The sequence below is a fragment of the Acinetobacter lwoffii genome (assembly GCF_024129685.1).
GTDB lineage: Bacteria > Pseudomonadota > Gammaproteobacteria > Pseudomonadales > Moraxellaceae > Acinetobacter > Acinetobacter lwoffii_X.
The window spans coordinates 1-26333 of record NZ_JAMXXL010000022.1 but is presented as its reverse complement, the minus strand read 5'-3'; the positions used below and the strand labels follow the sequence as shown (position 1 = coordinate 26333).

General features: G+C 39.9%; 26 protein-coding genes. 16 read left to right on the top strand and 10 right to left on the bottom strand.

What is annotated here, in order from left to right; genetic code table 11:
- Positions 1–6: 6 nt before the first annotated feature.
- The 5 genes from nusB to NI464_RS11035 form a co-directional block, all read right to left on the bottom strand.
- Positions 7–456 (bottom strand): transcription antitermination factor NusB, encoded by a 450-nt coding sequence (gene nusB / locus NI464_RS11055; protein WP_004280924.1) that lies wholly within the window; start codon positions 454–456, stop codon positions 7–9.
- Between the two features lie 4 nt (positions 457–460).
- Positions 461–931 (bottom strand): 6,7-dimethyl-8-ribityllumazine synthase, encoded by a 471-nt coding sequence (gene ribH / locus NI464_RS11050; RefSeq protein ID WP_004280926.1) that lies wholly within the window; start codon positions 929–931, stop codon positions 461–463.
- A gap of 18 nt (positions 932–949) precedes the next feature.
- Positions 950–2065, bottom strand: a complete 1116-nt coding sequence (gene ribBA, locus NI464_RS11045; protein WP_005249569.1) for a bifunctional 3,4-dihydroxy-2-butanone-4-phosphate synthase/GTP cyclohydrolase II — start codon at positions 2063–2065, stop codon at positions 950–952.
- 400 nt (positions 2066–2465) lie between these two features.
- Positions 2466–3977 carry an acetaldehyde dehydrogenase ExaC gene (gene exaC / locus NI464_RS11040; protein WP_253138409.1) on the bottom strand — a complete coding sequence of 504 codons (1512 nt, stop codon included), beginning with the start codon at positions 3975–3977 and terminating at the stop codon, positions 2466–2468.
- A 345-nt stretch (positions 3978–4322) separates the two neighbouring features.
- Positions 4323–5285, bottom strand: a complete 963-nt coding sequence (locus tag NI464_RS11035) for an alpha/beta hydrolase (RefSeq protein ID WP_253138407.1) — start codon at positions 5283–5285, stop codon at positions 4323–4325.
- Positions 5286–5579: 294 nt separating this feature from the next.
- On the opposite strand from NI464_RS11035, the gene NI464_RS11030 reads away from it, so the two are divergent.
- Positions 5580–7280, top strand: coding sequence for an NAD-dependent malic enzyme (locus NI464_RS11030; RefSeq protein WP_253138405.1), 1701 nt, complete (start codon positions 5580–5582; stop codon positions 7278–7280).
- 641 nt (positions 7281–7921) lie between these two features.
- Here the strand turns inward: NI464_RS11030 and NI464_RS11025 are convergent.
- On the bottom strand, positions 7922–8647 hold the full coding sequence (locus NI464_RS11025) for an alpha-ketoglutarate-dependent dioxygenase AlkB family protein (protein ID WP_071850523.1): 726 nt from the start codon (positions 8645–8647) through the stop codon (positions 7922–7924).
- 15 nt (positions 8648–8662) lie between these two features.
- On the bottom strand, positions 8663–9514 hold the full coding sequence (locus NI464_RS11020; protein WP_071850522.1) for a class I SAM-dependent methyltransferase: 852 nt from the start codon (positions 9512–9514) through the stop codon (positions 8663–8665).
- Between the two features lie 1263 nt (positions 9515–10777).
- Between NI464_RS11020 and cas2 (NI464_RS11015) the strand changes: the two genes are divergently transcribed.
- The 15 genes from cas2 (NI464_RS11015) (at position 10778) to csx2 (ending at position 24338) form a co-directional block, all read left to right on the top strand.
- Entirely contained in the window at positions 10778–11056 is a 279-nt protein-coding gene (cas2, locus tag NI464_RS11015; protein WP_071850521.1) for a CRISPR-associated endonuclease Cas2, read from the top strand.
- A 31-nt stretch (positions 11057–11087) separates the two neighbouring features.
- Entirely contained in the window at positions 11088–11822 is a 735-nt protein-coding gene (cas1, locus tag NI464_RS11010) for a CRISPR-associated endonuclease Cas1 (RefSeq protein ID WP_253138404.1), read from the top strand.
- A gap of 226 nt (positions 11823–12048) precedes the next feature.
- Entirely contained in the window at positions 12049–12342 is a 294-nt protein-coding gene (gene cas2 / locus NI464_RS11005) for a CRISPR-associated endonuclease Cas2 (RefSeq protein ID WP_004780541.1), read from the top strand.
- An 88-nt stretch (positions 12343–12430) separates the two neighbouring features.
- Complete coding sequence (locus NI464_RS11000) at positions 12431–13159, top strand: hypothetical protein (protein WP_253138402.1); 729 nt, start codon at positions 12431–12433, stop codon at positions 13157–13159.
- Positions 13149–13547 (top strand): hypothetical protein, encoded by a 399-nt coding sequence (locus tag NI464_RS10995; RefSeq protein ID WP_253138400.1) that lies wholly within the window; start codon positions 13149–13151, stop codon positions 13545–13547. Before NI464_RS11000 ends, NI464_RS10995 begins: the two co-directional genes overlap by 11 nt.
- 50 nt (positions 13548–13597) lie before the next feature.
- Positions 13598–14125 (top strand): hypothetical protein, encoded by a 528-nt coding sequence (locus NI464_RS10990; protein WP_253138398.1) that lies wholly within the window; start codon positions 13598–13600, stop codon positions 14123–14125.
- 17 nt (positions 14126–14142) lie between these two features.
- Positions 14143–14775, top strand: a complete 633-nt coding sequence (locus NI464_RS10985) for a deoxynucleoside kinase (RefSeq protein WP_253138395.1) — start codon at positions 14143–14145, stop codon at positions 14773–14775.
- Between the two features lie 27 nt (positions 14776–14802).
- Positions 14803–15993 carry a CRISPR-associated ring nuclease Csm6 gene (gene csm6 / locus NI464_RS10980; protein ID WP_253138393.1) on the top strand — a complete coding sequence of 397 codons (1191 nt, stop codon included), beginning with the start codon at positions 14803–14805 and terminating at the stop codon, positions 15991–15993.
- A gap of 29 nt (positions 15994–16022) precedes the next feature.
- Positions 16023–18491: a type III-A CRISPR-associated protein Cas10/Csm1 gene (cas10, locus tag NI464_RS10975; protein WP_253138391.1), complete on the top strand. Its 2469-nt coding sequence runs from the start codon at positions 16023–16025 to the stop codon at positions 18489–18491.
- Positions 18492–18508: 17 nt separating this feature from the next.
- Complete coding sequence (gene csm2 / locus NI464_RS10970; RefSeq protein WP_253138389.1) at positions 18509–18883, top strand: type III-A CRISPR-associated protein Csm2; 375 nt, start codon at positions 18509–18511, stop codon at positions 18881–18883.
- Positions 18884–18904: 21 nt separating this feature from the next.
- Positions 18905–19630, top strand: a complete 726-nt coding sequence (gene csm3, locus NI464_RS10965) for a type III-A CRISPR-associated RAMP protein Csm3 (RefSeq protein ID WP_253138387.1) — start codon at positions 18905–18907, stop codon at positions 19628–19630.
- 13 nt (positions 19631–19643) lie between these two features.
- Positions 19644–20627 (top strand): type III-A CRISPR-associated RAMP protein Csm4, encoded by a 984-nt coding sequence (csm4, locus tag NI464_RS10960; RefSeq protein ID WP_253138385.1) that lies wholly within the window; start codon positions 19644–19646, stop codon positions 20625–20627.
- Positions 20624–22255 carry a type III-A CRISPR-associated RAMP protein Csm5 gene (csm5, locus tag NI464_RS10955; protein WP_253138383.1) on the top strand — a complete coding sequence of 544 codons (1632 nt, stop codon included), beginning with the start codon at positions 20624–20626 and terminating at the stop codon, positions 22253–22255. The genes csm4 and csm5 overlap by 4 nt, the downstream gene beginning before the upstream one ends.
- Complete coding sequence (gene cas6 / locus NI464_RS15915; RefSeq protein WP_253138381.1) at positions 22252–23172, top strand: CRISPR system precrRNA processing endoribonuclease RAMP protein Cas6; 921 nt, start codon at positions 22252–22254, stop codon at positions 23170–23172. Before csm5 ends, cas6 begins: the two co-directional genes overlap by 4 nt.
- A complete protein-coding gene (gene csx2, locus NI464_RS10945; protein ID WP_253138379.1) occupies positions 23172–24338 on the top strand; it encodes a TIGR02221 family CRISPR-associated protein in 1167 nt (388 codons plus the stop codon). The genes cas6 and csx2 overlap by 1 nt, the downstream gene beginning before the upstream one ends.
- Before the next feature lie 27 nt (positions 24339–24365).
- Here the strand turns inward: csx2 and NI464_RS10940 are convergent, their stop codons facing one another.
- From NI464_RS10940 to NI464_RS10930, 3 genes are all read right to left on the bottom strand, one after another.
- Positions 24366–24932, bottom strand: coding sequence for a hypothetical protein (locus NI464_RS10940; RefSeq protein ID WP_253138377.1), 567 nt, complete (start codon positions 24930–24932; stop codon positions 24366–24368).
- 16 nt (positions 24933–24948) lie between these two features.
- A complete protein-coding gene (locus NI464_RS10935) occupies positions 24949–25446 on the bottom strand; it encodes a hypothetical protein (protein WP_253138375.1) in 498 nt (165 codons plus the stop codon).
- Between the two features lie 112 nt (positions 25447–25558).
- Complete coding sequence (locus tag NI464_RS10930) at positions 25559–25852, bottom strand: hypothetical protein (RefSeq protein ID WP_004681132.1); 294 nt, start codon at positions 25850–25852, stop codon at positions 25559–25561.
- Positions 25853–26333 lie beyond the last annotated feature (481 nt).

Below are 26333 nucleotides of genomic sequence, written 5' to 3'. Positions count from 1 at the left end.
ACGCTATTAGTTAGACTGCTGTTTTTCTGCTGCACGCAAAGTTGTCGCTAAACGATCCAATACACCATTGATGTATTTATGGCTATCGGCACCGCCAAAATGTTTAGCCAGCTCAATCGCTTCATCTAGAACCACGCGATATGGAATCTCAAGATGTTCTTTGAGTTCATATGCACCAAGACGAAGGGTCGCAAGTTCAACACCATCAAGTGCTGAAAGTTCGCGATCGAGTACCGGGATTAAGAGCGCATCCAATGCTTCATGATTGGCAACCACTTGAGTCAACAATTCATGATAATAGCTCAGATCCACTTTGTGCATGGCATTTTCCACACGCGTACGTGCTTCAATCTCATGCACCGGATTGTGGCTCATTTGCCATTCATAAATTCCTTGTACAGCAAAGCGACGTGCTTTACGTTTTGCTGCATAAGTTGCTTGAAGTGTTTGCGACATAGCGTTAAATAGCCTTTAACAAGTTAACCATTTCAATCGCAGTCAGGGCAGCTTCGCTACCTTTATTGCCTGCTTTTGTTCCAGAGCGTTCAATCGCTTGTTCAATACTGTCCGTAGTGAGTACACCGTTAATTACAGGTAAGCCGGTGTCCAGGCCAACCACGCCTAAACCTTTGGCACATTCGCCTGCAACGAAGTCGAAGTGAGGCGTGCTACCACGAATCACGGCGCCAAGCGCGATGATGGCATCGAAACGATCTGAAGCTGCCAGTTTTTTCGCAACTACAGGAAGTTCCCAGGCACCAGGTGCATGAACAACAGTGATATTATCCTCTGATACACCATGACGTTTCAATGTATCAATGGCACCTTCTAACAGATGTTCAACCACAAAGCTGTTAAAACGACCAACTAAAATCGCATAACGGTCTTCGTTCGCGAGATGTAACATACCTTCAATACGGCGAACTGCCATAACAACCTCGATGATTTCTTAAGATGTTTGTTGTGCGGTGATGTATTCCACCACTTCTAAGTTAAAGCCTGACAAGGCATTGAAACGCAATGGAGAACTGAGCAGCTTCATTTTTTCAACGCCTAGATCACGCAAAATTTGTGCACCCACACCAATGGTCTGATACTGCTGAGACAGTGCAGAATTTGATTTTACATTTTTTGGTGCTTTAAGTGTATCTAATGCTGGACCCAGATCCTGTAAATGACGTTGGCCAATCCAGACCAAAACACCACGATCACTATTGGAAATTTCTTTCAGGGCACGATCCAGGTTCCAGGCCGGTTCGCCATCCTGTTTTTTCAGTTTGAGCAAGTCGCGAGTTGGGTTAAAACCATGTACACGCACTGTGGTCACGCCATCTTTAGGCTCACCTTTGACCAGGGCCAAATGAATATCCGGGTTGCCCAGTTCACGATAGCGATACAGGTCAAAGCTACCGTATTCAGTATCGATACTTTGCTGATCGATACGCTCTACCGTTTGCTCGTTGGTCATGCGGTAATGAATCAGATCGGCAATCGTACCGATTTTCAGGCCATGCTTTTCAGCAAACACTTCAAGATCGGGACGGCGCGCCATCGTGCCATCTTCATTGATGATTTCACAAATGACTGATGCTGGTTCCAGTCCTGCTAAACGAGAAAGATCGCAACCTGCCTCAGTATGTCCGGCACGGTGCAATACACCGCCTGGCTGCGCCATCAGCGGGAAGATATGTCCCGGCTGTACAATATCTGCCGGTTTGGCATGAGCAGCCACAGCAGTTTGAATTGTATGGGCACGTTCAGCCGGAGAAATACCGGTAGAAATACCTTCAGCCGCTTCAATCGACAGGGTGAAGTTGGTTCCATGCTGGGCACCGTTGGCATCTACCATCAACGGCAGATTCAACTGCTGACAACGCTCTTTACTTAAAGTCAGGCAGACCAGACCACGTGCATGGGTGATCATGAAGTTGATATCTTCAGGACGTACGTGTGTGGCAGCAATCACCAAATCGCCTTCATTTTCACGGTCTTCATCATCCATCAGGATGACCATTTTTCCTGCACGGATATCTGCTACAAGCTCTTCAACAGTATTGAGCGGCATCAACCTTCACCTTCTTTTTTGATCTTGATCAGACCGAATCATGACATTATTGGGTACATAGTCTAACGCTTTTTGCGCAATTTTGCCTATGCTTATTGCTTTCCCTCTAGTGGTTCATTGTTATACACAGTCTTGATAAACATGAAAAGCCGACTTTAAATGAAAGCCTGGGCTTTATGCAGGTTTTTTGAGCAATTAAAAAGCATAAAAAATGAGAAACTTAGGTGAAATCAACATAAGTCCAGATATTAAGGTGTTTTCAGAAAGTATTTTTATTTATTGTCAGTCATTCAATGGAATTCTGGACGAACAATGCTGGAAAATTTTACCTAGTATTAAAAAATTTTAAAAATATCGAATAAAAAGCGAACCGAAGCTCGCTTTAGATTTACTTTACTTCTTAGAAAAAACCTGCCGGTTTGGTTGAATAGCTCACCAACAGATTTTTGGTTTGTTGATAATGATCCAGCATCATTCTGTGATTCTCACGACCAATGCCGGATTTTTTATAGCCACCGAAAGCCGCATGCGCAGGGTAGATGTGATAACAGTTGGTCCAGACCCGACCGGCCTGAATGGCACGGCCAGCACGGTAGGAAGTATGCGCTGAGCGTGACCAGACCCCGGCACCGAGTCCGTAAATCGTATCGTTGGCGATCTTGATCGCGTCATCGAAGTCTTTAAAGGTGGTCACAGCCAGTACAGGCCCGAAGATTTCTTCCTGGAAGGTCTTCATGTCATTGGTACCTTTAAAGATGGTCGGTTCAATATAGAAACCTTGGCCCACTTCCTGACGTGCTTCACCACCGGTCAGGATTTTTGCGCCCTCTTCACGGCCAGTGGCAATACAGCCCAGAATCTTGTCCTGCTGTTCCTGAGAAGCTTGCGCACCAATCATAGTATCAGTATCCAGTGGATGACCGGTTTTAATGCGTTGTACCCGTTCTACTGCACGCGCTAAAAACTCATCGGCAATACTTTCCTGTACCAAGGCCCGGGAAGGGCAGGTACAGATTTCACCCTGGTTCAGGGCAAACATGGCAAAGCCTTCCAGTGCCTTGTCCAGATAATCATCTTCCTGATCCATAATGTCGGCAAAGAACAGGTTCGGTGACTTTCCGCCAAGTTCCAGTGTCACAGGAATAATATTCTCGGTGGCGTATTGCATGATTTGCTGACCGACTGCGGTTGAACCGGTAAAGGCAATCTTGGCAATGCGCGGATTGGTCGCGAGTGGACGACCGACTTCGATACCATAACCATTGACAATATTCAGTACACCCGGCGGCAAAATGTCCTGAATCAGTTCAGCTAAAACTAAAATACTGACCGGAGTCTGTTCTGCAGGTTTCAGCACAATACAGTTGCCTGCAGCCAATGCTGGTGCCAGTTTCCAGGCGGCCATCAGAATCGGGAAGTTCCACGGAATAATCTGACCTACGACGCCCAACGGTTCATGAAAATGATAAGCAATGGTATCTTCATCGATTTCGGAAATGCCGCCTTCCTGGGCACGGATACAGCCGGCAAAATAACGGAAATGGTCAATGGCCAGCGGAATATCTGCAGCCAGCGTTTCACGGACCGGCTTACCATTGTCCCAGGTTTCTGCCACAGCCAGCAGTTCCAGATTTTGTTCCAGACGATCTGCAATTTTCAACAGAATATTGGAGCGGGTGGTCGGTGATGACCGGTTCCATTGCTCTTTGGCTTTGTGTGCTGCATCAAGCGCCAACTCAATGTCTTCTACAGAAGAGCGCGGCACTTTGGTAAAGACTTTGCCATCTACCGGAGAAATGTTGTCAAAGTATTCACCTTTGACTGGAGCGACCCATTCGCCGCCAATGAAATTATCGTATTGCGCTTTAAATTGAATTTTTGAACCGTCAGTATTGGGGTCTGCATAACGCATAATCTATTCCTTTATATGATTGTTAGTGGTGCAGGTCGAGCGCATGTTGCCGATCAAAAAATATAGGCGCTTCTGCATTCAGCTCTACTATAAAGAGGGAAAAAGACGGGCGGTTGTTTGTTTACAGGCTTGCTACAAAAGACAATATTTGGAGACAAGCAGTAGAAGAATAAAAGTTATAAATTATCAAGCCTTAAATTTAAAAACAAGGGTTTATAGCACTTATAAACCATCGAAAGATTGGCATATTTTCAATGTGCTTAATTACATTTCAACCTAATAAAGATTCAAAAGAAACCAAGCAGGAGAAATGAGGGTAAGTTTCACTTCTCCTTCCACGTTTATCTAAAGCCCTTTGTCATGCAGCCATTGAAACAGCTGCTGATAAACCTGCTCACGCACAGATTGCTCTGAAAGCACTAGATCATGTAAACCGTCCTGGATACTTTGAACCGTGACATCGCCTTTAATTTTTTTGGCATATTTCTGAATGTCTTTAATGCCTAGAATTACATCGCTGCTCTGTGCGGCTTTGCCCCATTTTTTAGGATATAAGGTCTGATGCGAATGCATGATCAATACCGGAATATCGAGCTGAACACCGCGATGAATTTCTTTCTGTGCCTCATGAATGGCACGAATAAAACTGATCCGAACCATCGGGTAGCGGGTCTTTTTCCAGTCCAGACTGAAGTCCCATTCGCCTTTTAAATCCTTATGAAGGCTGGTGGCATACCACTTGTTCAGCTCGCTTGGAAATTGAAGGTTGGGAAAAATTTTGGCCAGTCTGCTCAGTTGCGGAATGCCAAGCGCACGTTTGATTGGATTCATATTGAAGTCATAAAATGGACTATTGACCCAAAGCGCTTTGATTAAAGGGTGCTGCGGATGATGTGCCGCATATAAGGTCGTGGTCAGGCCGCCGGTAGAATGACCACAGAGCAGGGCAGCATCGTGGCCCTCAGCTGCTATAATGTCGAGGGCTTGGGTAATTTCTGCATCATATTCAGCTAGGTCATAGACGTTATAATATTTTTGATGCGGCAGAATCGACCGTCCGTACTTTCTTAAATCCAGCGCATAAAAATCAAAACCATGCTGATTAAAGCACTCTGCCATTTCGGTCTGAAAAAAATAATCGATAAAGCCGTGAATATATAAAACTGCTTTTTTTGTGGGTTGGGCTGCTTTTTTACGGATCAGGGTTGCTACGACTTTGCCCTCATAATCATCGGGAAAGTTTAAGGTCGCTTGTTCATAGCCTGTCCCCAGAATATCGAGCTGATAAAGCGGTTGCAGTTCACTCATTTTTATACTCGTTCATCTTGTTAAATTTATGCTTTATCCTTGATGAGCTGAGGTTTTTTGTCAAACAGATCTTGCTACTTATTTGGATTAATAAAACCAATACCGGTTCATGTTAAAATCAACCCCGAACGTATGCTAAAAAAAGAGTGTTATCAGATTATAAAATCCTGCTAAAAGTATTATCAATTTACTAAATGACCTAATAGCTCAGAATCAGGCTAAGCTATATAAAATAAACAAAGTGATGTGACTGTTTTGGCAGAATTGCCGAATATTGATTAGATGAGTTAAATAATGCCAAGAGAAAATTTGAACAGTAAACGCCCCTTATATATTCCTTATGCTGGAAATACTCTGCTAGAACTCCCACTACTCAATAAAGGCTCTGCATTTTCTGAAGAAGAGCGCAGAAGTTTTAATTTACATGGTTTGATTCCTCATGTTACCGAGACCATTGAAGAACAAAGTCAGCGTTCTTATCAGCAGTATTGTGCTTTTAGCAGTGATATTAACAAGCATATTTATCTGCGAAATATTCAGGATACCAATGAGACCCTGTTTTACCATCTGATTGAAAATCACCTTAGCGAGATGATGCCGATTATTTATACTCCGACTGTGGGTGAAGCATGTCAGCGCTTTTCTGATATCTATCGCCGTCATCGTGGGATTTTTATTTCCTATCCTGACCGTAATCAGATCGATCATATTATTCACAATATCAACAAAAAGAACGTGAAAGTGATTGTGATCACGGATGGTGAGCGCATTTTGGGTCTTGGAGATCAAGGCATTGGTGGTATGGGGATTCCAATTGGAAAACTGGCACTCTACACCGCGTGTGGCGGGATTAGCCCGGCTTATACCTTGCCAATTACCCTTGATGTCGGTACCAATAATCAGCAGTTGTTGAATGACCCGATTTATATGGGCTGGCGTGAACCGCGAATCAGCGGCGATGAATACTATGCCTTTGTTGAGATGGTGATTCAGGCGATTCAACAGCGCTGGCCAGATGCCTTAATTCAATTTGAAGACTTTGCACAGAAAAATGCCATGCCTTTACTGGAAAAATACCGTGATCGAATCTGTTGTTTCAATGATGATATTCAGGGCACCGCAGCAGTGTCTGTGGGCAGCCTGATTGCTGCTTCGCGCGCAGCAGGCAAACTGCTCAAAGATCAGGTGGTTACTTTCCTGGGCGCAGGTTCAGCCGGTTGCGGGATTGCAGAACAGATCATTAAGCAAATGGTTGCTGAGGGCTTGAGTGATGCCGAAGCACGTGCACGCGTATTTATGGTCGACCGCTTTGGCCTGATCACTGAAAATCAGCCGAATTTATTGGATTTCCAGCGCAAACTGGCACAGCCTCTTGAAAATGTAGAAAGCTGGGCAGATGCAGAGAGCATGATTTCTCTGCTAGATGTAGTTAAGCGTGCCAAACCGACGGTATTGATTGGTGTATCTGGACAGCCGGGTTTATTCACTCAGGAAGTGATTGAAGCCATGGCTGAAAACAGTGTGCAACCGATTATTTTCCCTTTATCCAATCCGACTTCCCGCGTAGAAGCTGTTCCGGCAGATATCTTGCAATGGACCAAGGGCAAAGCGTTGATTGCGACGGGTAGCCCATTTGCACCAGTGAATTATCAGGGGCAGATTCATCATATTTCACAATGCAATAACTCTTATATCTTTCCGGGCATTGGTTTGGGTGTAGTTGCTTCAGGTGCAAAACGTGTCACGGATAATATGCTCATGGCCTCGAGTAATGCCTTGGCGGACTGTTCTCCGAAACTGAAAGATCCTCAGGCAGATTTATTGCCAAATCTGGATTGTTTACAGTCGATTTCGAAGCAGATTGCCTTAAAAGTGGCGCTTGCTGCGATTGAAGATGGGGTAGCACCGAAAGTCAGTGTAGAAGAATTGCAGTTGGCTATTGAACGTAATTTCTGGACACCGCAATACCGTAACTATCAGCGAATTACCTTTTAATTATATTGGAAATGGACTCTGTATTGTGGCTAGTGGTTTGTTAGCTTGAGTTTATCTGATGCGTTGGTGAAATATAAAAAGCCCTGATCTTTTGATGAGGGCTTTTTATATTGTCGTAGGGGTGGCATGGTCACATCTTGGTTATAAAATCAGAAAGTACTTTAAGAATTTGTTATTGAGTGAAACAAAAATGAAAGGATCATTTAAAAAAATAACATCAACATAAAAAAGCCCCGATCTTTCGATCAGGGCTTTTTTAGAATCTGGAGCGGGAAAGGAGACTCGAACTCCCGACCCCAACCTTGGCAAGAGTCACCGACATAAAATGCATTAAATTACATAATTAGTATTTTAATAAACCCTATATATAACAGTTATATAGGGTTTTTATTTTTGTGTGGTGTAATTTAAGGTAGGGTGGGTACTTTTATTTTTGGTCACTAATTTATTGTGATATTCAACAATAATAACCAACATATAATTTTTGTTTTTAAGGGTATTTTACTATTTGGTAAAATTTTATTGATGGTGTTTATCATAAAGATAATGAGGAATGAACTCAGTGCCAATTTAAACGGATTCTTCTAACGCTTATTTGAAAGTCCAGATTGAATGGCAGCAGCTTTTAAGATGAGCTGCTCTTATAAGATATGTCGAAACGTCATGTTTAATCGACCATCTTTAATTTTGGCTTGTTTAGGGACACTATGCTGCCAGAAGTGTTGTAGCTCTCCATGCATAATCAATAAATCACCATGAGCTAAACGAATTTCAATTTTATCTTCATGATCATCATTACGACGCAATAAGAAACGACGAGATTCACCAAAGTTCAGTGATGCAATAGTTGGGTTTAGTCCCAATTCTTTTTCGGCATCAGTATGCCAAGAAATATAGTCTTGACCACTTCGATACCAATTTAATAACACACTATTAAATGGAGTGTCGCATACGGTTGCTAACTGTTGTTTCATCCACAGTAAAGCTGAGTTCCAAGGATTAGGGTGTAATAATATGCCTGAATATTTATAGGCTTTTCCTGTATCTCCATACCATGCAGATATGCGAGGTAAGGTATGAGATTTACCATACATTTTGATGGTGTCTTGATGCCATTGGATATTTTTCCAATCAATTTGATTAATATCTTGTACCTGATGCCAATTGGTATGATTCCAATCATATTGGCTATTTTCAAAAAATACAGCCAATGTTCGATCAGCTATTTTTTTTTCAATAAATTGAGGAATGTAGCGTAAAGTTCCATGTGGCACTTCGATATCATACCCACGTCCACAAGGACTGGGTTGCATTGGATATGTCTGCTGACTAAACAAAACTTCTGGTTCATTAAACAGATTATTCATATTGATTAGCTCCCATTAAATACATGCAGCATAGGCACGAATCGGTGCTGGGCGTTCCTGTATGCATCGGCTATTTAAGTTATATTCCGTAATACGGACTGTACCATGATGATTGAGGTAAAGTTGTTGAGGAGAAAGTAGTTGATGAAATGTATCGAAGCCCTTATTTCCTGTAATAAAGTCTGGGCTTACAGCATAAACATAGTGTTTGCTATGGCGTGCATATTGTTTCATTTCATGGCATAAGTGACTCATGCTGAATTGCACACTTAAATACATGTCTAATACATTGCTCAGTAAATGAATACTTGGCAATTGATTTATATTGGCGGCCATAAAATCTGGTTCCAGTTCATCTAGAGTGCAGGCATGATGGATGATATTCAGCTTAATATCGTGATGTTGGGCTTTCTGCGTAATCCAGTGTGATGCACGTGCTAATGCAGCAGCAGAAGGTTCCACAAGAATGACATCCAAACGATCGATGCTATAGCCTTGATCCAACACGTATTCAATCCAAGCCAATGTGGCAATACCTTGCCCACATCCATAATCGACGATGCAGGCTTGAATAGGAATATGCTTTTCAAATGTACTGTATTGAAAACTATGAGCAAATACAGCTTGCATGCGCAGATAATGTCCCCAACCATAAAGTGCCATATAGCTGATTAAGTCATCAGAATGATGTAGAGGGTTCTTTGCACGAGCTGTCTTTTTACTGAACTGATGGTAGTCAAATTGTGGTTGTAGATTATTTTGAAAGAAATCAACATGCTCTGCACAGAGTTGTTCAAAGTCGTGTGCCAGAAAAGATTGTAAAAATTGATCTTCTTGTTGTGCTTGGAATTTGAGGAGAGCGTTCATTTATAGTATCCAAAGTCATGATGTCTTTGAATACAAGATAGAGCGCTTTGGTCATAAATTTAGATTTCATAAGCTTATAGTGTCAACGGCATTCTAAAATTGACCCCTCTTAACTTATAAATGGCAAAGTAAAATTGACCCCTTTGATCGGGTAGTCTGTTCAGACTTAAACCAAGATTTACTTAAAGCAAAAGTATTCGTCTTGCACTCGGGCAAAGCAGTGCTTTGCTGTTCCTCGCTCATCCCTTATCTACAGGGAAGTCTGTTCAGACGTTACTTCAAGCTCTTAATTTGCCGTACAAAGTGTCTTAATCCCTTATCTACAGGAAAGTATCTAAAAAAGATACTATCGAGGGTTCACGTCTAACTCAAGCAAAGCTTTCGTCTTGCACTCGGGCAAAGCAGTGCTTTGCTGATTCCTCGTTCATCCCTTATCTACAGGGAAGTCTGTTCAGACACTGGTCATGACAATGGTAACCGCCGTAGCCGTCGTCTTAATCCCTTATCTACAGGGAAGTCTGTTCAGACAGATTGTGTTATGGAAGAAGGCACAATTGACACGTCTTAATCCCTTATCTACAGGGAAGTCTGTTCAGACTATCGCCCTCTGGGTTATTGCTACCCTTGTAGTGTCTTAATCCCTTATCTACAGGGAAGTCTGTTCAGACCTAGATCGTTTTTACATTGTTACTAGAGTTCAGTCTTAATCCCTTATCTACAGGGAAGTCTGTTCAGACTCAAGCAGACCTTCAGTCGATTTGCTTGGGTCAGTCTTAATCCCTTATCTATAGGGAAGTCTGTTCAGACGTATGGTAGCAACAGTAATTTATACCGGGGATGAGTCTTAATCCCTTATCTACAGGGAAGTCTGTTCAGACACAGGGCGAATGCCCACAGGGGAAAAGATGTCTGTCTTAATCCCTTATCTACAGGGAAGTCTGTTCAGACCTCTGAAATCTTTGCATCAGTATCTGCGGAATTGTCTTAATCCCTTATCTACAGGGAAGTCTGTTCAGACTCTACCTCTATTTTTTTCTTTTGTAAAGCAAAGACTTATAGAGGATAAATATTTCAAAGTATGTATCAGCAAAGTTGCTGTATGACAAAATGTTTCACAGTTATTCTTATTAATATAAAAATCAATGGCATAGGTTGGTTTTGGGGTATTAAGGTTGTCAACCTGAATTTTGTAAGCTTGCATTTTATCTACTATCTCATTTTTTAGGTTTAGGGTGACAGTCAATCCTCCAAAGTGAGATTGATATGCGTAGTTATCTTGGTATGTATGATGTGAGTTGTCCGCGCCGTAGAAGCACTTTATTTCGAATACTGAGTGCGTATGGAATTCATCAGCAGAAGTCAGTATTTGAATGCAGATTGAACTCAGATTTTAGGCTACAACTTATTCAGCAACTAGCTGTTTTGCCAAATGATACCTTTCAACGAATTGTGTTAATACAAGTTTATCCAAATCATCCAGATAGCATCATGTTAGGTGCAGCTAAACAGCACCCTGCAAGTCATTGCTTATATATTGCTTAAATTATTATACTTCATATAGGACAAATTGATCATGCAAACTTTATATATAGATCGCCGTGATACAAAACTCGATATAGATCGTGAAAGAATATTAGTACACAGCCCTTCGTTACCTAAACCTTTATCTATTGCATTTGCTTATCTTTCTTCTATTGTAATAAGCGCTAAAACTCAATTACATAGTCATGTTCTACTCGCATGTGCGAGTCGAGGAATTCCAGTGATTATTCTTGATCCTAGAACTTGTGAATCTCATGCACAGTATATTCCCCCCTCAAGTAAAGTTGTGCATCGTAAAATTAAACAGTTTGAGGTATTGGATCAAGATGAGCGTAGGCTAGGGTATGCCAAGCAATTGGTCTATGCTCAAAGCATACAGCAGTTTAAACTAATAAAGTACTGGTTCAAAACACATCAGATTGAAGCAAAATTACAAGAACAGATAATTGAACGAATTAAAACGATTATCACAATGATCAATGCTTGCCAAAGTCTTGAACAGTTGCGTGGACTGGAAGGGGCAAGCGCTAAAATTGTTTTTTATGTAATGTCACTCATTGCTCCTGCATGGGCTAAATTCCAAGGCCGTAATCGTAGACCACCCAAAGATCCGATCAATGTACTGCTGTCTTTATCTTATAGCTTAATTTATGCGGAATGTACTCGCGCTTTAACTGCGCATGCCCTCGACCCGATGCTGGGCTTTTACCATGAACCAGTACATGGGCGTTATTCTTTGGCATGTGATCTTATTGAGCGTATATGATGCGATATTGAAAAATGGGTCATGCAATTACTGTTCAATGAGCAATTGAGGCCCGTGCATTTTGCCTCATCTGAACAATACCCTTGTGTTTTAAACAAAGAAGGACGCGCAATTTTTTATCCTTTATGGGAACGACGTTTTCAGGTATGGAAGAAATATATTCGAATGAATGCATCCCAATGGGCAAAAACGATTGATCAGTGTGTTCCGTGTTGAGTCAAGTCTTATGTCAGCAAAGCGAATGCATTGGATTTGTAGCTATGATATTTGCCACCCTAAGCGCTTGAGAAAAGTGCATCAGACCTTGTCGAATCAAGGCATTTCAATTAATTACTCAGTCTTCTATTTAGCATTAAGTATCACTGAGTTTAAACAGCTGATTAGAAAGATAGAAAGGATGATTACTGTTGAAGATGATGTGCGTTTTTATAAGAGCATGCCTCTGCACCGAGCAGTGGTGTTGGGTAGAATAAGTCCTTCAGGCATTCAATTGCTAGGTCCGCAGGGGCAATCTCTATAATTTATAACACTGTAAGCTTGTGAAATCTGAGCCAAAACTAAATTAATTATTAAATAGCTTCACCAACGATAAGAACAAGGTGAAGCACATGATGAAGACTAAAGCACAAGATTTATTACACAGCTACGCAACACAGCTAGATCAGTTTTTTGCTGTTCATCAGGATGCCAATACAGCTTTATCTGATTGGCTTGCTTCACATTTTTCTAATACACAAATGATCGAATTGCTAGAAGCAATTTTAAAAGATACGTCTAGCTTGAAGCAGATTTGTCAGCGTTCATATCAGCATGGAAATGGCTTTCTTAAAGTGGTGTTGTTGGACCGTGGCTATAAATTACGTCTACACATTTGGTTTGCGGGTCAATCATGTGAAGAAAATATTCATGATCACCGCTGGAGTTTTTCGTCTCTCATCTTGGCAGGTTCATTAAAAAGTGAGATTTGGAAAGATCATGCAGAAGGTCAGGTGTTTCAAGAATATGAATATCATGCTGAGACTGCTGAACGGTCTGCTTTTAAAGCCGAAATGGGATGTCAGCCATTACAGTTAGATCATGTTCAATTGAACACAGTCGGTGATCATTATGTCATGCCAAAAGGCAAGCTTCATCGAATTATCAATCCTGGACATCAATTGGTTGCAACCATTATGTGCAGTGCCCCAACCGAACAAGGCACAACACGCTTAATTCCGATGCATGCAGGGATTGATCCAAATATTCAGCCGCCAAAAGCCAATAAAGATCAGTTGGCAGGCGCACTTTTACAATTTCTTCAGCATTTAAAGGCACAGGAGTTTGATTATGCTGCCTAAGCACTCTCTTTTTATCGATCTTCTTCAAATGAAGCGTATTCAATCTGTCAGTCAACTGCAGGTGGAACTACGTTATCAGCAGGAGATGAATAGTTTATCTAGGTTGTGTCAGCAAAAGTCGTCTTATCTAAATCGTTATGATCAGCTGTTTCGATATATCACGTTGTGGCTGTTACAGCATGGATATGACCTGACGGATTATCAACCACATCAAACATTGAAAGCGGTATGTTTGTCACATTTCCCTAACTGGGATATTGAGGAAGTCGTTCGACAAAGGCATTTGTTGAAAAAAGGTTTAAAGCTGAATCCCGAATCAGATGTAGATCAGGAGCTGCAACATTGTGTGAATACTTTTCAAGCATTACTGCAAGCTTATGAATTCTGATAACAACGATAAAACTAGGCAAAATTTAAAAAAATCACAAGGGTAATGTAATGATGACATTAGCAGAAACGATTCTTATGACTCAAATAGGATATGAAAACTTACTTGCGAAAATTACTGAAAAAGAAAAGGAATATGACCAAGTTCGTGATCATCGCCAAGTCGCTTTTGAACTGTCAGGTGATGGCTGGCATGACAATCCAGAATTTAATCGTATGCAACAGCTCGAAGCGAATTTGAACCATACGCTTAAAACACTCAATGACCGTTTAGATGTCATGAAATTTATTGATATTCATGATGGTATGCGTAATGTCCAGCAAGTTGAAATTGGTAGTATTGTGAAATTACGTCGCTATGATTTAGCGGATGACTCAGAAATAGAAGAAATATGGGAAATTCGTGGTTTTGATGAAACCAATATCAAACTCAAGCATTTGGCATATAACGCACCCTTAGCAGAAAAAATCATGCATCTTCATGTTGCTGATATTGCTGAAGAGGTTCAAATAGGCTCGCGTCATTTTGATATTGAAGTTGTGGCGTTGTTTAAAACACGCCAACTTGCTGGTATTTAAATTAGAGAAACGGGTAGATGTATATTGCAATTGAAGGAACAAAAGGGACAGGAAAATCGACCTTGCTTGAAAATTTAAAAAGGAAGTTGCAACAAGATGGAATTGATTTCCAAATGTTCGCACCGACCAAAGCAATGCCGAAAGAAATATGGTGGGAAAAAGCATATTCTGACTATTGTCAGGATGATATTTTTCTTGATTCTTTATACACCGCCCGTGCGAATTATCACGCATCTCAAATTGATTTTGATCGATCACTGGTTCTAGGTGATCGCAGTATTTTAACGAGTTATGTAACACGTTGGCCGCATGATGATCTGAAGCGTTTGTTGCCATATCTGGATCAAATTCGTCAAAAAGAATTTCTAGTGCCATTGCCTGATTTAGTTTTGTATCTTGATTTGCCTTTAGAGGTGACATTAACGCGCCTTGAGCAACGTAAACGTCATTATGGTATTTATGATGAGCAGGTTGATCGTTTATTGCAGGCAAAAAACGCTTATGAATTTTTACTACAGCATAAAAATCAGCTGAGTTTTTCACATATGCAGTATCAATGGGTTGATGCAAGTCAAAAACCACAAGATTTACTCGAAAATGTATATGCTTTAGTTGTAGAATATCTGGAAAAATGTGAATTATTTCAATAATATTATTTGACTTTGAGGTTTATAATGATGAAAAAAAATATTTTATTGCTTGTGACGGGCGGAACACCTCAAATCATTACAGAAACGATTTGGGCGTTAGCATGTGATCCACAGAATAATGAACAATGGATTCCAGATGAAGTTCATATCATCAGTACACGTTATGGTTTAAATGAAGTAAAAAATAAACTATTGGGCAAGGATAAGATTCTTACTCGAATGAAAAACGAATATGCTCAAATTGCTAATCTGAGATTAGAGGAGAACTTTCTGCACTGTTTTACCGATCAAGAAGGTAATGAGCTTGAAGACTTAAGAACGCCCGAAGAAAATGAATTTGCAGCTAATTTAATTTGTGAAAAAATTCGCCATTTTAGTTCTGATGAAAAAGTGAGCTTGCATGTTTCAATTGCAGGTGGTCGTAAAACCATGGGGTTTTATGCAGGTTATGCGTTATCCCTATATGGACGTGCGCAAGACCGTATGTCACATGTGTTAGTTGATGAAAAATTTGAAAAAGGAATTAATTTCTACTATCCATCAAAAAATGAAAACGATTTCATTATTGATCGAGAAAATAAAACCATCGGTCTTTCTAAAGATGCTCAAGTGTGGTTGGCGCAGATTCCTTTTGTACGTTTACGTACCTCATTACCTGAAGAAAGTCTGATCAAAAAATCAAACTTTAGTGATGTGGTGAATGCAATCAACATGGCATCACAACCAATTAAACTCATTTTAGATGTAAAGCAGCAAAAAGTAATTGTTGGTCAAAAAGAGTGTGAATTGTCATCTCGCGAATTTGCTTTTTATTATTGGTTTGTAAAAAATAAATTAAATAGAGCAGATGATATTGTTGCACCTGAAAAAGGAATTGTTGCATCATCTGCAAATAAAGTTATTTATCCACAAATGATCAAATTGGCAGAAGATTATCTCAGTTTTTACAAGCCATTAAAGGGCTTTATGGGAAATGATCAAGTGGAAGAAACTTTGCAGTTTGGAATGGAACGTACATTCTTTGATGAGCGAAAAACTGCAGTTTTAAAAGCATTTAAGAAAACGTTTGGTTTAGACTTAGCTAATAAAATCGAGATTAAAAATATTGCACGATTACGTGGTACAAAAGGATTAAGTAAAGAACAAAAGCTAGCCTTACAAGGTAAATATGCACTTGAGCTGCATGATTCAAACATTGAAATTATTGGTAGTTTTTAAAAAATAGTTATTAAGAAGGGGGTACTATAATGTCGGTTGCTGAACAGCAAATCGAGCAAGCTCTGGCAACGTGGAGCAGTTATTTTTTACAAGTTGTCAGTTTTGCCCAAAGAGCAGAAATTATTGCATTTCAGGAAAGTTTACCAACGTGTGAAGAACTCAATCAGCTTTACAGCAAACTTGAGGTTTTTTTACCAAATACATTTAAGAAATATAAAGATTCTATTATTCAGGAATTGTCGTCTCTTTCTGAACAGAACATGTTGGCACAGAGTGTTGCTATAGCTTTGGGTCTAAATGATCAATCAAAAAAACAGTTTTTTGATAACTATCAGAAAGGGGTTTCTTTAAAGGACGCTCAGAATAGACGTTTGTTTAGTTTGTTGGAACAGATTCAGCAAGATAAACAAACCAGTGAACTGCAATATAAACAACCTTTAAATCCTTTAAGCCCAATATCATTATTTCCATCTGAAAACTCACTTGGTCAGACTTACACGGTGCTTTGGGATAAATTTATCCATGATTTGAAAAAAATCCCAATAAGTCATCAACAAAATCTAAATATGTGGCTAGATCATTTCGATAGCCTTTGGCAAATCTATGCACAAGCAATGCCTGCAGTGGTTTCGAACGACTTTATTTCAGAATCATCTGCATACGATCTAGCAAAAGTAAGCTCAGCACTGCTGATCGCGAAGAAACAAGCACCAGATATAGATACACCGTATTTATTGATACAAGGTGATTTCTTCGGTATCCAAAACTTTATTTTTGCGAGCGGTGGAGACACGGCTAAACATGCAGCTAAGCTTTTGCGTGGACGTTCATTTTACGTATCTTTGATGGTTGAATGTGCCGCGTTAAAGATTGTCGAAAATCTTGGATTAAACAGTTCAAGTATTGTTCAAAATGCAGCTGGCAAATTTCTGATTGTCGCAGGAAATACAGCGCAAAATATTTTGGCCCTAGAAAAAATTCAGACTGAATTGAATGAATGGTTCTTAAAATATACCTATGGTTTATCTTCGCTAGGATTAGCTTGGACAGCTGTAGATGAAGAACAGTTTAAGCTTCAGGATACTGATAATAACTTCCAGCAGGTCATGAAAAAACTGTTCGCTGTGCTTGAACGCAAAAAACTTTCCAATTTTGATCTATGTGGATCTGATTTACGTCCAACTGTGTTCGAAGGCTATCTTGATTCTTTTGACAATCGTTTAGGTGTTTGTGAGCTCAGCGGTTTTGCTCCTGCCACAATGCAATTTAGAAATTCGGTGGCAGTAAGTGATCTATCTCGTGATCATGTCATTGTGGGAGAAGCTTTAGCAAAACCCGCACTTCAACGTTTGATTATTTCAAAAGAGTCCATTGATCAAAGTGATAAATCATTAAAAGTCAGTTTATTTGGATACAGCATCCGATTTACTGAAGATGAAGAGATTTCAGGTAAATTTGGACCAAGTATTCAAGAGCATAAGATTCAACGTTTTTATGATTTCAGTTTAGCTCAAAATATGGAGGATCACGCTTGGCATGGTTATGCAAAGCGTCATATTAATAGCTACGTGCCTGTATTTAATAGCATTCCAGATGCTTTGGATTTGAGCCGTTATCCTGAAGCAGAAAGGAATATCGAAACTGGTGTTTTAAAGAACTTCAATCATTTAGCCTATGATAATAAACAGCTGAATGAAAATTCTAAATGGCACGGCATTGCTGCTTTAGCAGTGCTTAAAGGAGATATTGATAATTTAGGTACCATATTTCAGCAAGGCCAAAAACGTCCTAGTTTTACCAAAAGTGCCTTGCTTTCACGTCAGGTGAATGCATTTTTTGCAGTGTATTTGCCAGCACTATGCAAGGAGAAATACCGTAATAGCTATACGGTGTTTGCAGGTGGTGATGACTTTTTTCTGATTGGTCCTTGGTATGAAATTATTTGTTTGGCTGCAGAAATGCGAAATAAATTTCATGAATATTGTGCCAACAATGAAAAATTACACTTTTCTGCAGGAGTGTTGCTGACCAAGCCTGGTGCACCTGTGAATCAGTTAGCCGAGCGTACTGAATCAGCATTAGAACTTGCAAAAAATGCGCTAGATCCGCAAGGCGAAGCATCTAAGAACAATGTGTATTGCCTAGAGCAAGTCATGAAGTGGAGTGATTTTGAACAAGTCGTTCAAGCATGTCACGATCTTAAAGACATACAGACACAATATGGGTTAAGTACAGCCTTTTTATATGCTTTACTGACATGGTGTGATATGGCTGAGCAAGAACATTTGCAGCCAGAGATGACACTTTGGCGTTCACAGCTATATTACAAGATTTACCGGCACTTAGAATCACTGCCTGCTTATAAGGGCAATAAAGATGCGTTAAGAAAAAGTAGTTCTGATCTGGCAGTGATATTTGCCAAAAACTTAGAAAAATTTAAAGGACGTTACCGTGTAGCCGTCACAACACATCTTTACCGTTATCGAAAATCAGCATAAATAAGGGGAATTAGAAAATGGCAATTAATTTAAAAGAGCCGAGTGATACATTATTTTCTGATGTTGCTGAGCACTATGCTCAGCATATTGCAGATGCTGGGCAGCAGAGAAAAAACCGTAGTACTCAGCTGCGCGGTTTTTATGATGAAATTTTAAATTGGGAATCTCGTTCACGCCAAATGAATGATCAGCAGTTTAAAGAAAGTATTCCTTTGATCAAAATGCTGATTGCCAAAGTGACTTATGCTAAAGGCCGTGACCATGTCACTCAGGAATATGTAGATTTAATGCGTGAGTGTATTGCCCAAGTCAGTGATCGATCTACCTTGAGAAACTGCAAGCTGTTTTTTGAAGCATTTATGGGCTTTTATAAAGTTTATGGACCAAAATAATTTAATTTTTAGAGATTTATCATGCAATTAAATAATATTATTACTTTAGACGCTACTTTAGAATTAGTAACTGGTTTACATATTGGCGCAGGTTCAGAAGAACTACATATTGGCGGTATCGATAACCCAGTATTGAAACATCCATTTAATAATCAACCTTATATTCCCGGTTCGAGTTTAAAAGGCAAAATGCGTGCAATGCTTGAATGGAAAGCTGGAACCGTGAGTGTATCAAATGGCAAACCAGTAGATAAAAACACCTTGGCTAAGCTGAAAAACGATGAAAAAAAATATGCACAAGCAAAATTAATCGCTCAAGTTTTTGGTATCTCAGGTGATGCGAATGCTGCTGATTTAGCCGAAGAACTTGGACCTACGCGTATCAGTGTATGGGATGCACATTTGACGGAAAACTGGACTAATGAGCGTTTGATAAATGCCCAAAGCTTCACCGAGGCGAAGAGTGAAAACGTGATTGACCGTATTAAAGGTGTTGCAGAGCATCCACGTCAAAGTGAGCGGGTACCATCTGGTGCACAATTTAACTTTAAAGTCACTATTCGTCAGCTTGAAAATGATGATACAGAACAGCTGTTGAAGACTGTCTTATCAGGGCTAAAGCTGTTAGAACTTGATGGTATTGGTGGCAGTGGTTCCCGTGGTTACGGCAAAATTAAATTTATAGGATTAAAACAGAATAATCAGGATATTCAGCAGACTTTTGATCAGTTAAATGCATTTGCATAAGTTGGGGCTATCCATGAGTTATCAGCTTTATAGGGTAAAGATACGCCCTGACAGTGCATTTGTGACAGCATTGGCTGCAGATACGCTGTTCGGTCATGTGTGCTGGGCAATTCGTCATCAGTTTGGTGAAACTAAGTTGAACGAATTACTGACAGGCTACACTGAAGATCAGCCATTTTTAGTCGTTGGTCAGCCGATTCCAGAAAATAAATTGCCTCGTCCGCATTTGCCTTTGGAAATGTTAGGTTTTGATTTAAGTGATGCTTCAAAACGTAAGCAGATTAAGAAACGCAAGTGGATAAAATTTGAAGAGGAATTGCTTAAAGCATCCTGTCAAACATGGGGGCAATATGCGACTTCAGACTTTGATCTAACAGATGAAAATCACCATTCACAATATGAATGGCAGGTTGAAAATACGCGTACGCATAATAGCCTTAGTCGAATCACAGGTTCAACGGGTGATGCTGAAGAAGGATTCTCACCTTACCAGAGAAAGCTGATATGGTTTCATCCAAAGGCTGTTTTTGATTGCTACATCGTTTTGGATGAGTCACGTTTTTCAATTCAGGAATTCACCGCTGTTTTTGAACAGATAGGTGCCTTCGGTTATGGTAAAGAAGCTTCTTCAGGCTTAGGTAAATTCACGCTGCTTTCAATAGATGCATGTGATTTTACAACTAAGTCGGAACATAATGCTTATTTGACTTTAGGACCGTGTTTACCGCAAGGCGGGCAATGGAAGCCTAGAGACTGCTATTACACTACAACAGTGAAATTTGGACGGCATGGTGCAGAAGCAGTCTATATGGGAAGTCCTTTTAAAAATCCCGTATTGATGGCTGAAACGGGCAGTGTATTCACACCACAGTCGATGAGCTCAAAGCTGTTTATTGGACGAGGTGTGACAGGTATTTCAAAAACGATTCAGCAAACTGTACATCAAGGTTATGCCCCAGTCCTAAGTGTTCAAATCGAGCAAGGAGCTGACAGATGAATTTTATCGAATCTAAAGCTGTGCAAATCACAACCTTAAGCCCTGTGCAATTAGGCAGCGGGGATGATTTTTATCCAACAAATTATGTGATTACAGATGACGGTTGGCTGCATCATTTTGATGAGTTAGCATTATCTTATGCCTTAAAAGGCAATTTGAGTAAGTTAAGCAATGCTTTGGAAAGTCAGCGTGGCGATGACATGATTCTGTCAATCCAAAGACTGATTCGAGAATATTCTAAGGATTTATCCAAACTAGCATTTTACAGTTTGCCGGTTTCACAAGGTTTTTTAACTTTCTATAAAAGCCGTATTGGACAGATTGCACAACGTGAAACTGGCAATAAACGGGTTGTTAATCGTTTGCAAATTTCACGGACCTTTATTCATCCTCATAAGCATGTACCTGTGATTCCAGGAAGTGCATTAAAAGGGGCAATACGCACGGCGATCGTGAATGATCTTGCTCAGCATGATATTGCTGAATTAAAACGTTTAGCGAGTGATCGTCAAGGCAGTAAAAAAGTTCAGGAAAAGGTTTTAAGTTACAGCCGTGTCAATGAAGACCCGATGAAGTTTTTTAAAGTCAGTGATGCTGAATATCAGCATAGCTACTTGCCGACAGAAATTATGTTTTCCGTGAGTCGTAAACGTAAACCTAAAGCAAATTATGAACCGGCTGAAGGCGTTTCAACGTATATGGAAGTTATTTCTCCATATCGTTTTCAGGCGTTCACTTCGGATCTGCGGTTTGTTGAAGCATTTGACCACAAGCAAAATACAGCTATTCCAACTTCTTTTGCTGAAGTGGCAAAAGTTTGTAATGCATATTATTTACCTAAACTGAAACTTGAGTTAGAACAGTTAAGTCAGCAGGCTGATTATTTGGATTCGAACTATGTAGCAGCAATTAATCATCTGATTGAATCTGAATGGGAAACGATGCTGAAAGCAAACAAAATTTTTGTTTTGCGTTTAGGTAAATTTAGTGGTGCACAAGATAAAACGCTGGATGGTTTGAAGCGTATCAAAATTCTTACACCCAAAGATCAGCCCAATGAGGAGCGTTCTGAAACCACGGAAGTCCGTTTAGCAGCTGAAATTGATGTTAAACAAAAGCATGGCTTACTGCCATTCGGTTGGGTGCTTGTGCAGCAGCAAGGTGTTCATTTGCCTAAAACCGCAGAGCTTTTAGATCAACTTGCTGTCAAACGCGGTTCTAAAGTTTTACAGGAACAGGCAGTGCAGCTGAAGCATGAAAAACATGACGCCCAGCAGCAGCTAGAGGAGCAGCGAGCACAGCAAGCTCAAGCAGAGCAAGCAAAGCTCGAAAAGCAGCAGCAGGAGCAAGCTGCGAAAGAAGCTCTAGAAGCTAAAAAAGCTCAAATGACGGAAGAACAACAGTTGATTTTTGAACTGAAGTTAAAAGCCGAGCAGGATAAAACTTCAAAAGGTGCTGGCAGTGCTTTATATAATGAATTGCGTGAGTTAATTATTGTAGCACAAGCATGGTCTGCTGAAGATAAAGCCACACTGCGTGAAGAGGCAAAAGCTATTTTTAAACAATTAGGGATTGATCCAAAAGCCAACAAACCGAAAGAGCTTCTAAAAATGGTGCCTGCATTGTGAGTTTAAAAGCACTTCAATTTCAAATACATGTTAAGCAGGAAGAAGATCTTATTCTTCCTGCTTTTTCTGGTTCAATGCTCCGAGGGGCATTTGGGCATTCTTTAAGGAAGATCGCCTGTATTACACGTATGCCTGACTGTAATCTATGTCCGCTAAAACATAATTGTAGTTACATTCGTATTTTTGAAACTGAGAAATTGTTTGATGACATTTCTCAATATGGTCAAGCTCAAAACCCGTATGCATTACAAGTTGCACATTTAAGTAATCAAAAAATTGAAAAAGGACAGCACTGGTCTTTTTCGATGTCATTGGTAGGCAAGGCGATTGATGATTTACCCATCGTAATGTTTGCTTGGCAAAAAGCTTTAGAGCGAGGTCTAACTCATCAGCGGATTATGTGTACATTGGTCAAGATTAGCCAAGGCGATGCGACCTTATATGATCCTTTAATCAATAAGTTTTTCCCTGCTTATATTTCGGAATTTAATCCTGTTCAGACAATACAAGCCAAAAGATTGCGTTTGATTTTTGAAAGTCCTGTCAGGCTCAAACACGATGGTCAGTATATTTTAGAGGGATCTAAATTGCATCCACAGCAAGTTTTATTGCGTCTGTATCAGCGTATCCAAAATTACTGCAGACAACATGGGGAAGTAATGCCGATTGAATTTGAACAGTTGAAGCCTGCATTGGATGAAATGCAAGGTCAAGCGATTAAACTGAATAAGAATCAAATCATCAGATTTTCGAACAGACAAAAGCAGCAGATTCAGCTGCAAGGGCTTATTGGAACTTATGAATTATCCGGTTTTCTCGACCCATGGCTACCTTTGTTGGAGTTTGGTCAAACGATTCATTTAGGCAAAAATGCCACACATGGCTTGGGGCAGTATAAAATAGAGCAGGTCTGCTAATGGTTACATTGGTGAGTTTTTTAGGAAAAGGTCAACATAATAGCGGCTATCGGGATACCGATTATATTTTTGATGATGGTGACGTCTATGCCCATCAGAAATATATTGGTCTAGCACTGCAGAAAAAACTTGAAGCAGAAAAAGTCATTCTGCTTGGAACGTCAAGCAGCATGTGGGATGTATTCTTAGAGGCAGGCAGTGACGCACTTGAAGAACAATGGTTTTCCTTAAGTGATGCCGTAAAAACATCGTCAGTGACTGAAGAATTGTTGCAGCCTTTTGAACAGTATTTACAGCAGCAGTTAAATGTACAAGTAAGGTGTATCTTAATTCCTTTTGCACGAACTACGCAGGAACAGATTGAGATTTTATCCGTTTTAGCGAATGCGCTGTCCGAACATGAAGACATTATACTAGATGTTACTCACGGCTTCCGGCATCTTCCAATGCTGTCTTTGGTTGCAGCTCGGTTTTTAAAAGTCCTTAAGTTTGTTCATGTACAGCATATTTACTATGGCGCTCTGGATATGACATCAGCAGAAGGCACACCTGTACTCAAGCTAGATGGATTGTTGAACTTATTAGATTGGATTGATGCTTTAGGTAAATTTGACAAAGATGGCGATTATGGTGAATTTTCTGAACTATTAATCAAAGAGGGGCTAACTCTTTCGGATGTCGAGCAGCTTAAGCAAGCTGCTTTCTACGAAAGAACTTCCAATAGCAGTAAAGCAAAAGAAAAGTTATCTACTCTATTTGCCAAACTTGAACAGATCAATACCCCTATATTTAATTTATTCAAGACGCAATTAATGAAGCGTTTAACTTGGTTTAAAGCCGCTAACCGTGGTTTACGTGAACAGCAGTTGGCACAAGAGTATTTTTCACGTCGTGATTATTTGCGAGCAGTAATTTACGCTATGGAAGGGATGATTTCTCAATATCTTTACGAACAAAAACAAGATGAAAACGATTTTTCTATTCGTAAAGATGCCCAAAATAAACTAAAAAACAAAGATTCTTTTAGAAAACTTACTTATCTTCGTAATGCACTAGCCCACGGCGTAAAACCAGAAGATCAACAAAATGATATTCTTGCATCACTTGGTGATGAGCAAAAAATGCAACAGAGTCTAAGAGACCGATTCAAACATTTGCTTAAGTAAATGACAACAAACTTTACAGTAAAAGAACTAAGCGCCTAAACGGCGCTGTTCAAGTCGAGCAAACCATTCACGTCCAGGTTTTCCAGTATGTAAACGTATATGCTGTTTAAGTTGAGCAGTAGCTTCATTTAAGCTACGTAGATCTTTTAAAAAGCTCTCACTTTCAGCTTTATATCCGTCGATTGCTGTTTTTATTTGGGCATGAATGTCACGTTGTTGCCTAAGTATCTGTTGAATTTGCTCTTTTTCAGCCCCCGAAGCTTCTTCACGCTGTTGTTTGAGTTGGCCAATGGTCTCTCCTGAGCATTTTAGTTGGGTATATAAACCATTCAGCACTTTTTTTGTACTTGCATATAATTCAAATGCTTGATCTGCAGTTTGTTTAGACGCATGATGCATTTCAATGTATTTTTTATATTCCTGATATTCTGCTGTACTTTTTAACGCGGCTTGAATTTTTTCACGTTGTTGTGCAGTTTCACGACGTACTTGGCTACGTTTACGTTCCCAGCGATCATGCTGTGATTGGGTTTCGGCATCAAGTAAATAAAGAACGGCTGCTCCGATAGCAACACCTGCGAGTATGGGTAGCATTTCATTTCCCCTTTGTTCAACCAACATCTTTTAGATCTAATTGTGGACGAGATAGATCAATACCAAATTGATGATACGCATCCATGAGTGTTTGATTTAAACGTGAGGTTTCTTCACGGTTTAACTCAATTTGTTTAAGCATCTGTTGCCACAATGACATCAATGCCGTTTTGTTCGTTGGATCTTGTTCTTGTGCAATCAAATTTAAGATCATTATGCATTGCTCTTGGGCATGATCTTGCTGTTGTTTTTGCAAGATAATGAATTGCTTATTGTGTTTTAAGCAAGTTTTGAATGCGCTAGATAATGCATCAATACGTTTGATTTCTTTCTTATGATTGAGCTCAATCTCTGCACGTATGATCTTTGATTGCTCATGCATTTGTTTGCGTTGAAATTCTAATTCAGCAACAGCACGTTTATAGTGCGCAATTTCACTCACCATATTACTAACGGCTTTAATGCCTTCTTGTACTGCCATTAAGCCCGCAGTTTGTGGAACTAAAGGATTCATTAATATTTCTCCATACGCTTTTAAACGTCAAATGAATGGTGCGATTTAGCAACTGAAAAGGATGTACATAATCAATGGATACAATACAAAATCCATGGTTTTTTTCCTGTTTTTATTTTTTGAGCAGGCTGAAGTCCCGGTTGCGGAACATGGTCAGGACTTTGCCATTGGTGGCTGTGACCAAATGCATGCCATTCATATTTTTAAGCATCGGGCAAATATCGGCATACTTATTTATTTCTTTATGACCAATGCTGTAGTAAATCGCATGGCGGTGAAATTGTTTACGACCAAAACGTAATAAATGTGCAATATGTTGTTGCTGTATACCGCGTTGTGTACGTCGTTTATAGGCATGTACGCTTAAGCCTAATGCAATATCTTCGAAATTCAAATAACACGTCATTTTCTTACCCTCTAGTTCGCTTGGTGTATAGAGAATAAGAGATATTTTTGATCTATTTTTAAAACGTAAGCTTATAAAAAGCCATCAAGATGCTGTCTTGATGGCTTTTAAAATTGCATATTTAGGGAAGAATCTAAAAGATACTATCGAGGGTGCACGTCTAACTCAAGTAAAGCTTTGGTCTTGCACTCGGGCAAAGCAGTGCTTTGCTGTTCCTCGTTCATCCCTTATCTACAGGGAAGTCTGTTCAGACGTGACGGCGCTACGCTTGAGGGTGTGCAAGATGCGTCTTAATCCCTTATTTTACGCCTTCTTCGAAACAGTGTTTCTCAGAAAGGCTCAGGAAGTCTGTTCAGACCATGGTTGATAACGCGTTTATTGCAGGCGAACGGTCTTAATCCCTTATCTACAGGGAAGTCTGTTCAGACAACTACGTGAAGCTTGTGAAGCTTCGTGATCAGTCTTAATTCCTTATTTTACG

Excerpts from the sequence above, each read along its gene's own strand:
- nusB (WP_004280924.1), bottom strand. The coding sequence starts at position 456 with ATGTCGCAAACACTTCAAGCAACTTATGCAGCAAAACGTAAAGCACGT.
- ribH (WP_004280926.1), bottom strand. The coding sequence starts at position 931 with ATGGCAGTTCGCCGTATTGAAGGTATGTTACATCTCGCGAACGAAGAC.
- ribBA (WP_005249569.1), bottom strand. The coding sequence starts at position 2,065 with ATGCCGCTCAATACTGTTGAAGAGCTTGTAGCAGATATCCGTGCAGGA.
- exaC (WP_253138409.1), bottom strand. The coding sequence starts at position 3,977 with ATGCGTTATGCAGACCCCAATACTGACGGTTCAAAAATTCAATTTAAA.
- NI464_RS11035 (WP_253138407.1), bottom strand. The coding sequence starts at position 5,285 with ATGAGTGAACTGCAACCGCTTTATCAGCTCGATATTCTGGGGACAGGC.
- NI464_RS11030 (WP_253138405.1), top strand. The coding sequence starts at position 5,580 with ATGCCAAGAGAAAATTTGAACAGTAAACGCCCCTTATATATTCCTTAT.
- NI464_RS11025 (WP_071850523.1), bottom strand. The coding sequence starts at position 8,647 with ATGAATAATCTGTTTAATGAACCAGAAGTTTTGTTTAGTCAGCAGACA.
- NI464_RS11020 (WP_071850522.1), bottom strand. The coding sequence starts at position 9,514 with ATGAACGCTCTCCTCAAATTCCAAGCACAACAAGAAGATCAATTTTTA.
- cas2 (WP_071850521.1), top strand. The coding sequence starts at position 10,778 with ATGCGTAGTTATCTTGGTATGTATGATGTGAGTTGTCCGCGCCGTAGA.
- cas1 (WP_253138404.1), top strand. The coding sequence starts at position 11,088 with ATGCAAACTTTATATATAGATCGCCGTGATACAAAACTCGATATAGAT.
- cas2 (WP_004780541.1), top strand. The coding sequence starts at position 12,049 with ATGTCAGCAAAGCGAATGCATTGGATTTGTAGCTATGATATTTGCCAC.
- NI464_RS11000 (WP_253138402.1), top strand. The coding sequence starts at position 12,431 with ATGATGAAGACTAAAGCACAAGATTTATTACACAGCTACGCAACACAG.
- NI464_RS10995 (WP_253138400.1), top strand. The coding sequence starts at position 13,149 with ATGCTGCCTAAGCACTCTCTTTTTATCGATCTTCTTCAAATGAAGCGT.
- NI464_RS10990 (WP_253138398.1), top strand. The coding sequence starts at position 13,598 with ATGATGACATTAGCAGAAACGATTCTTATGACTCAAATAGGATATGAA.
- NI464_RS10985 (WP_253138395.1), top strand. The coding sequence starts at position 14,143 with ATGTATATTGCAATTGAAGGAACAAAAGGGACAGGAAAATCGACCTTG.
- csm6 (WP_253138393.1), top strand. The coding sequence starts at position 14,803 with ATGAAAAAAAATATTTTATTGCTTGTGACGGGCGGAACACCTCAAATC.
- cas10 (WP_253138391.1), top strand. The coding sequence starts at position 16,023 with ATGTCGGTTGCTGAACAGCAAATCGAGCAAGCTCTGGCAACGTGGAGC.
- csm2 (WP_253138389.1), top strand. The coding sequence starts at position 18,509 with ATGGCAATTAATTTAAAAGAGCCGAGTGATACATTATTTTCTGATGTT.
- csm3 (WP_253138387.1), top strand. The coding sequence starts at position 18,905 with ATGCAATTAAATAATATTATTACTTTAGACGCTACTTTAGAATTAGTA.
- csm4 (WP_253138385.1), top strand. The coding sequence starts at position 19,644 with ATGAGTTATCAGCTTTATAGGGTAAAGATACGCCCTGACAGTGCATTT.
- csm5 (WP_253138383.1), top strand. The coding sequence starts at position 20,624 with ATGAATTTTATCGAATCTAAAGCTGTGCAAATCACAACCTTAAGCCCT.
- csx2 (WP_253138379.1), top strand. The coding sequence starts at position 23,172 with ATGGTTACATTGGTGAGTTTTTTAGGAAAAGGTCAACATAATAGCGGC.
- NI464_RS10940 (WP_253138377.1), bottom strand. The coding sequence starts at position 24,932 with ATGCTACCCATACTCGCAGGTGTTGCTATCGGAGCAGCCGTTCTTTAT.
- NI464_RS10935 (WP_253138375.1), bottom strand. The coding sequence starts at position 25,446 with ATGAATCCTTTAGTTCCACAAACTGCGGGCTTAATGGCAGTACAAGAA.
- NI464_RS10930 (WP_004681132.1), bottom strand. The coding sequence starts at position 25,852 with ATGACGTGTTATTTGAATTTCGAAGATATTGCATTAGGCTTAAGCGTA.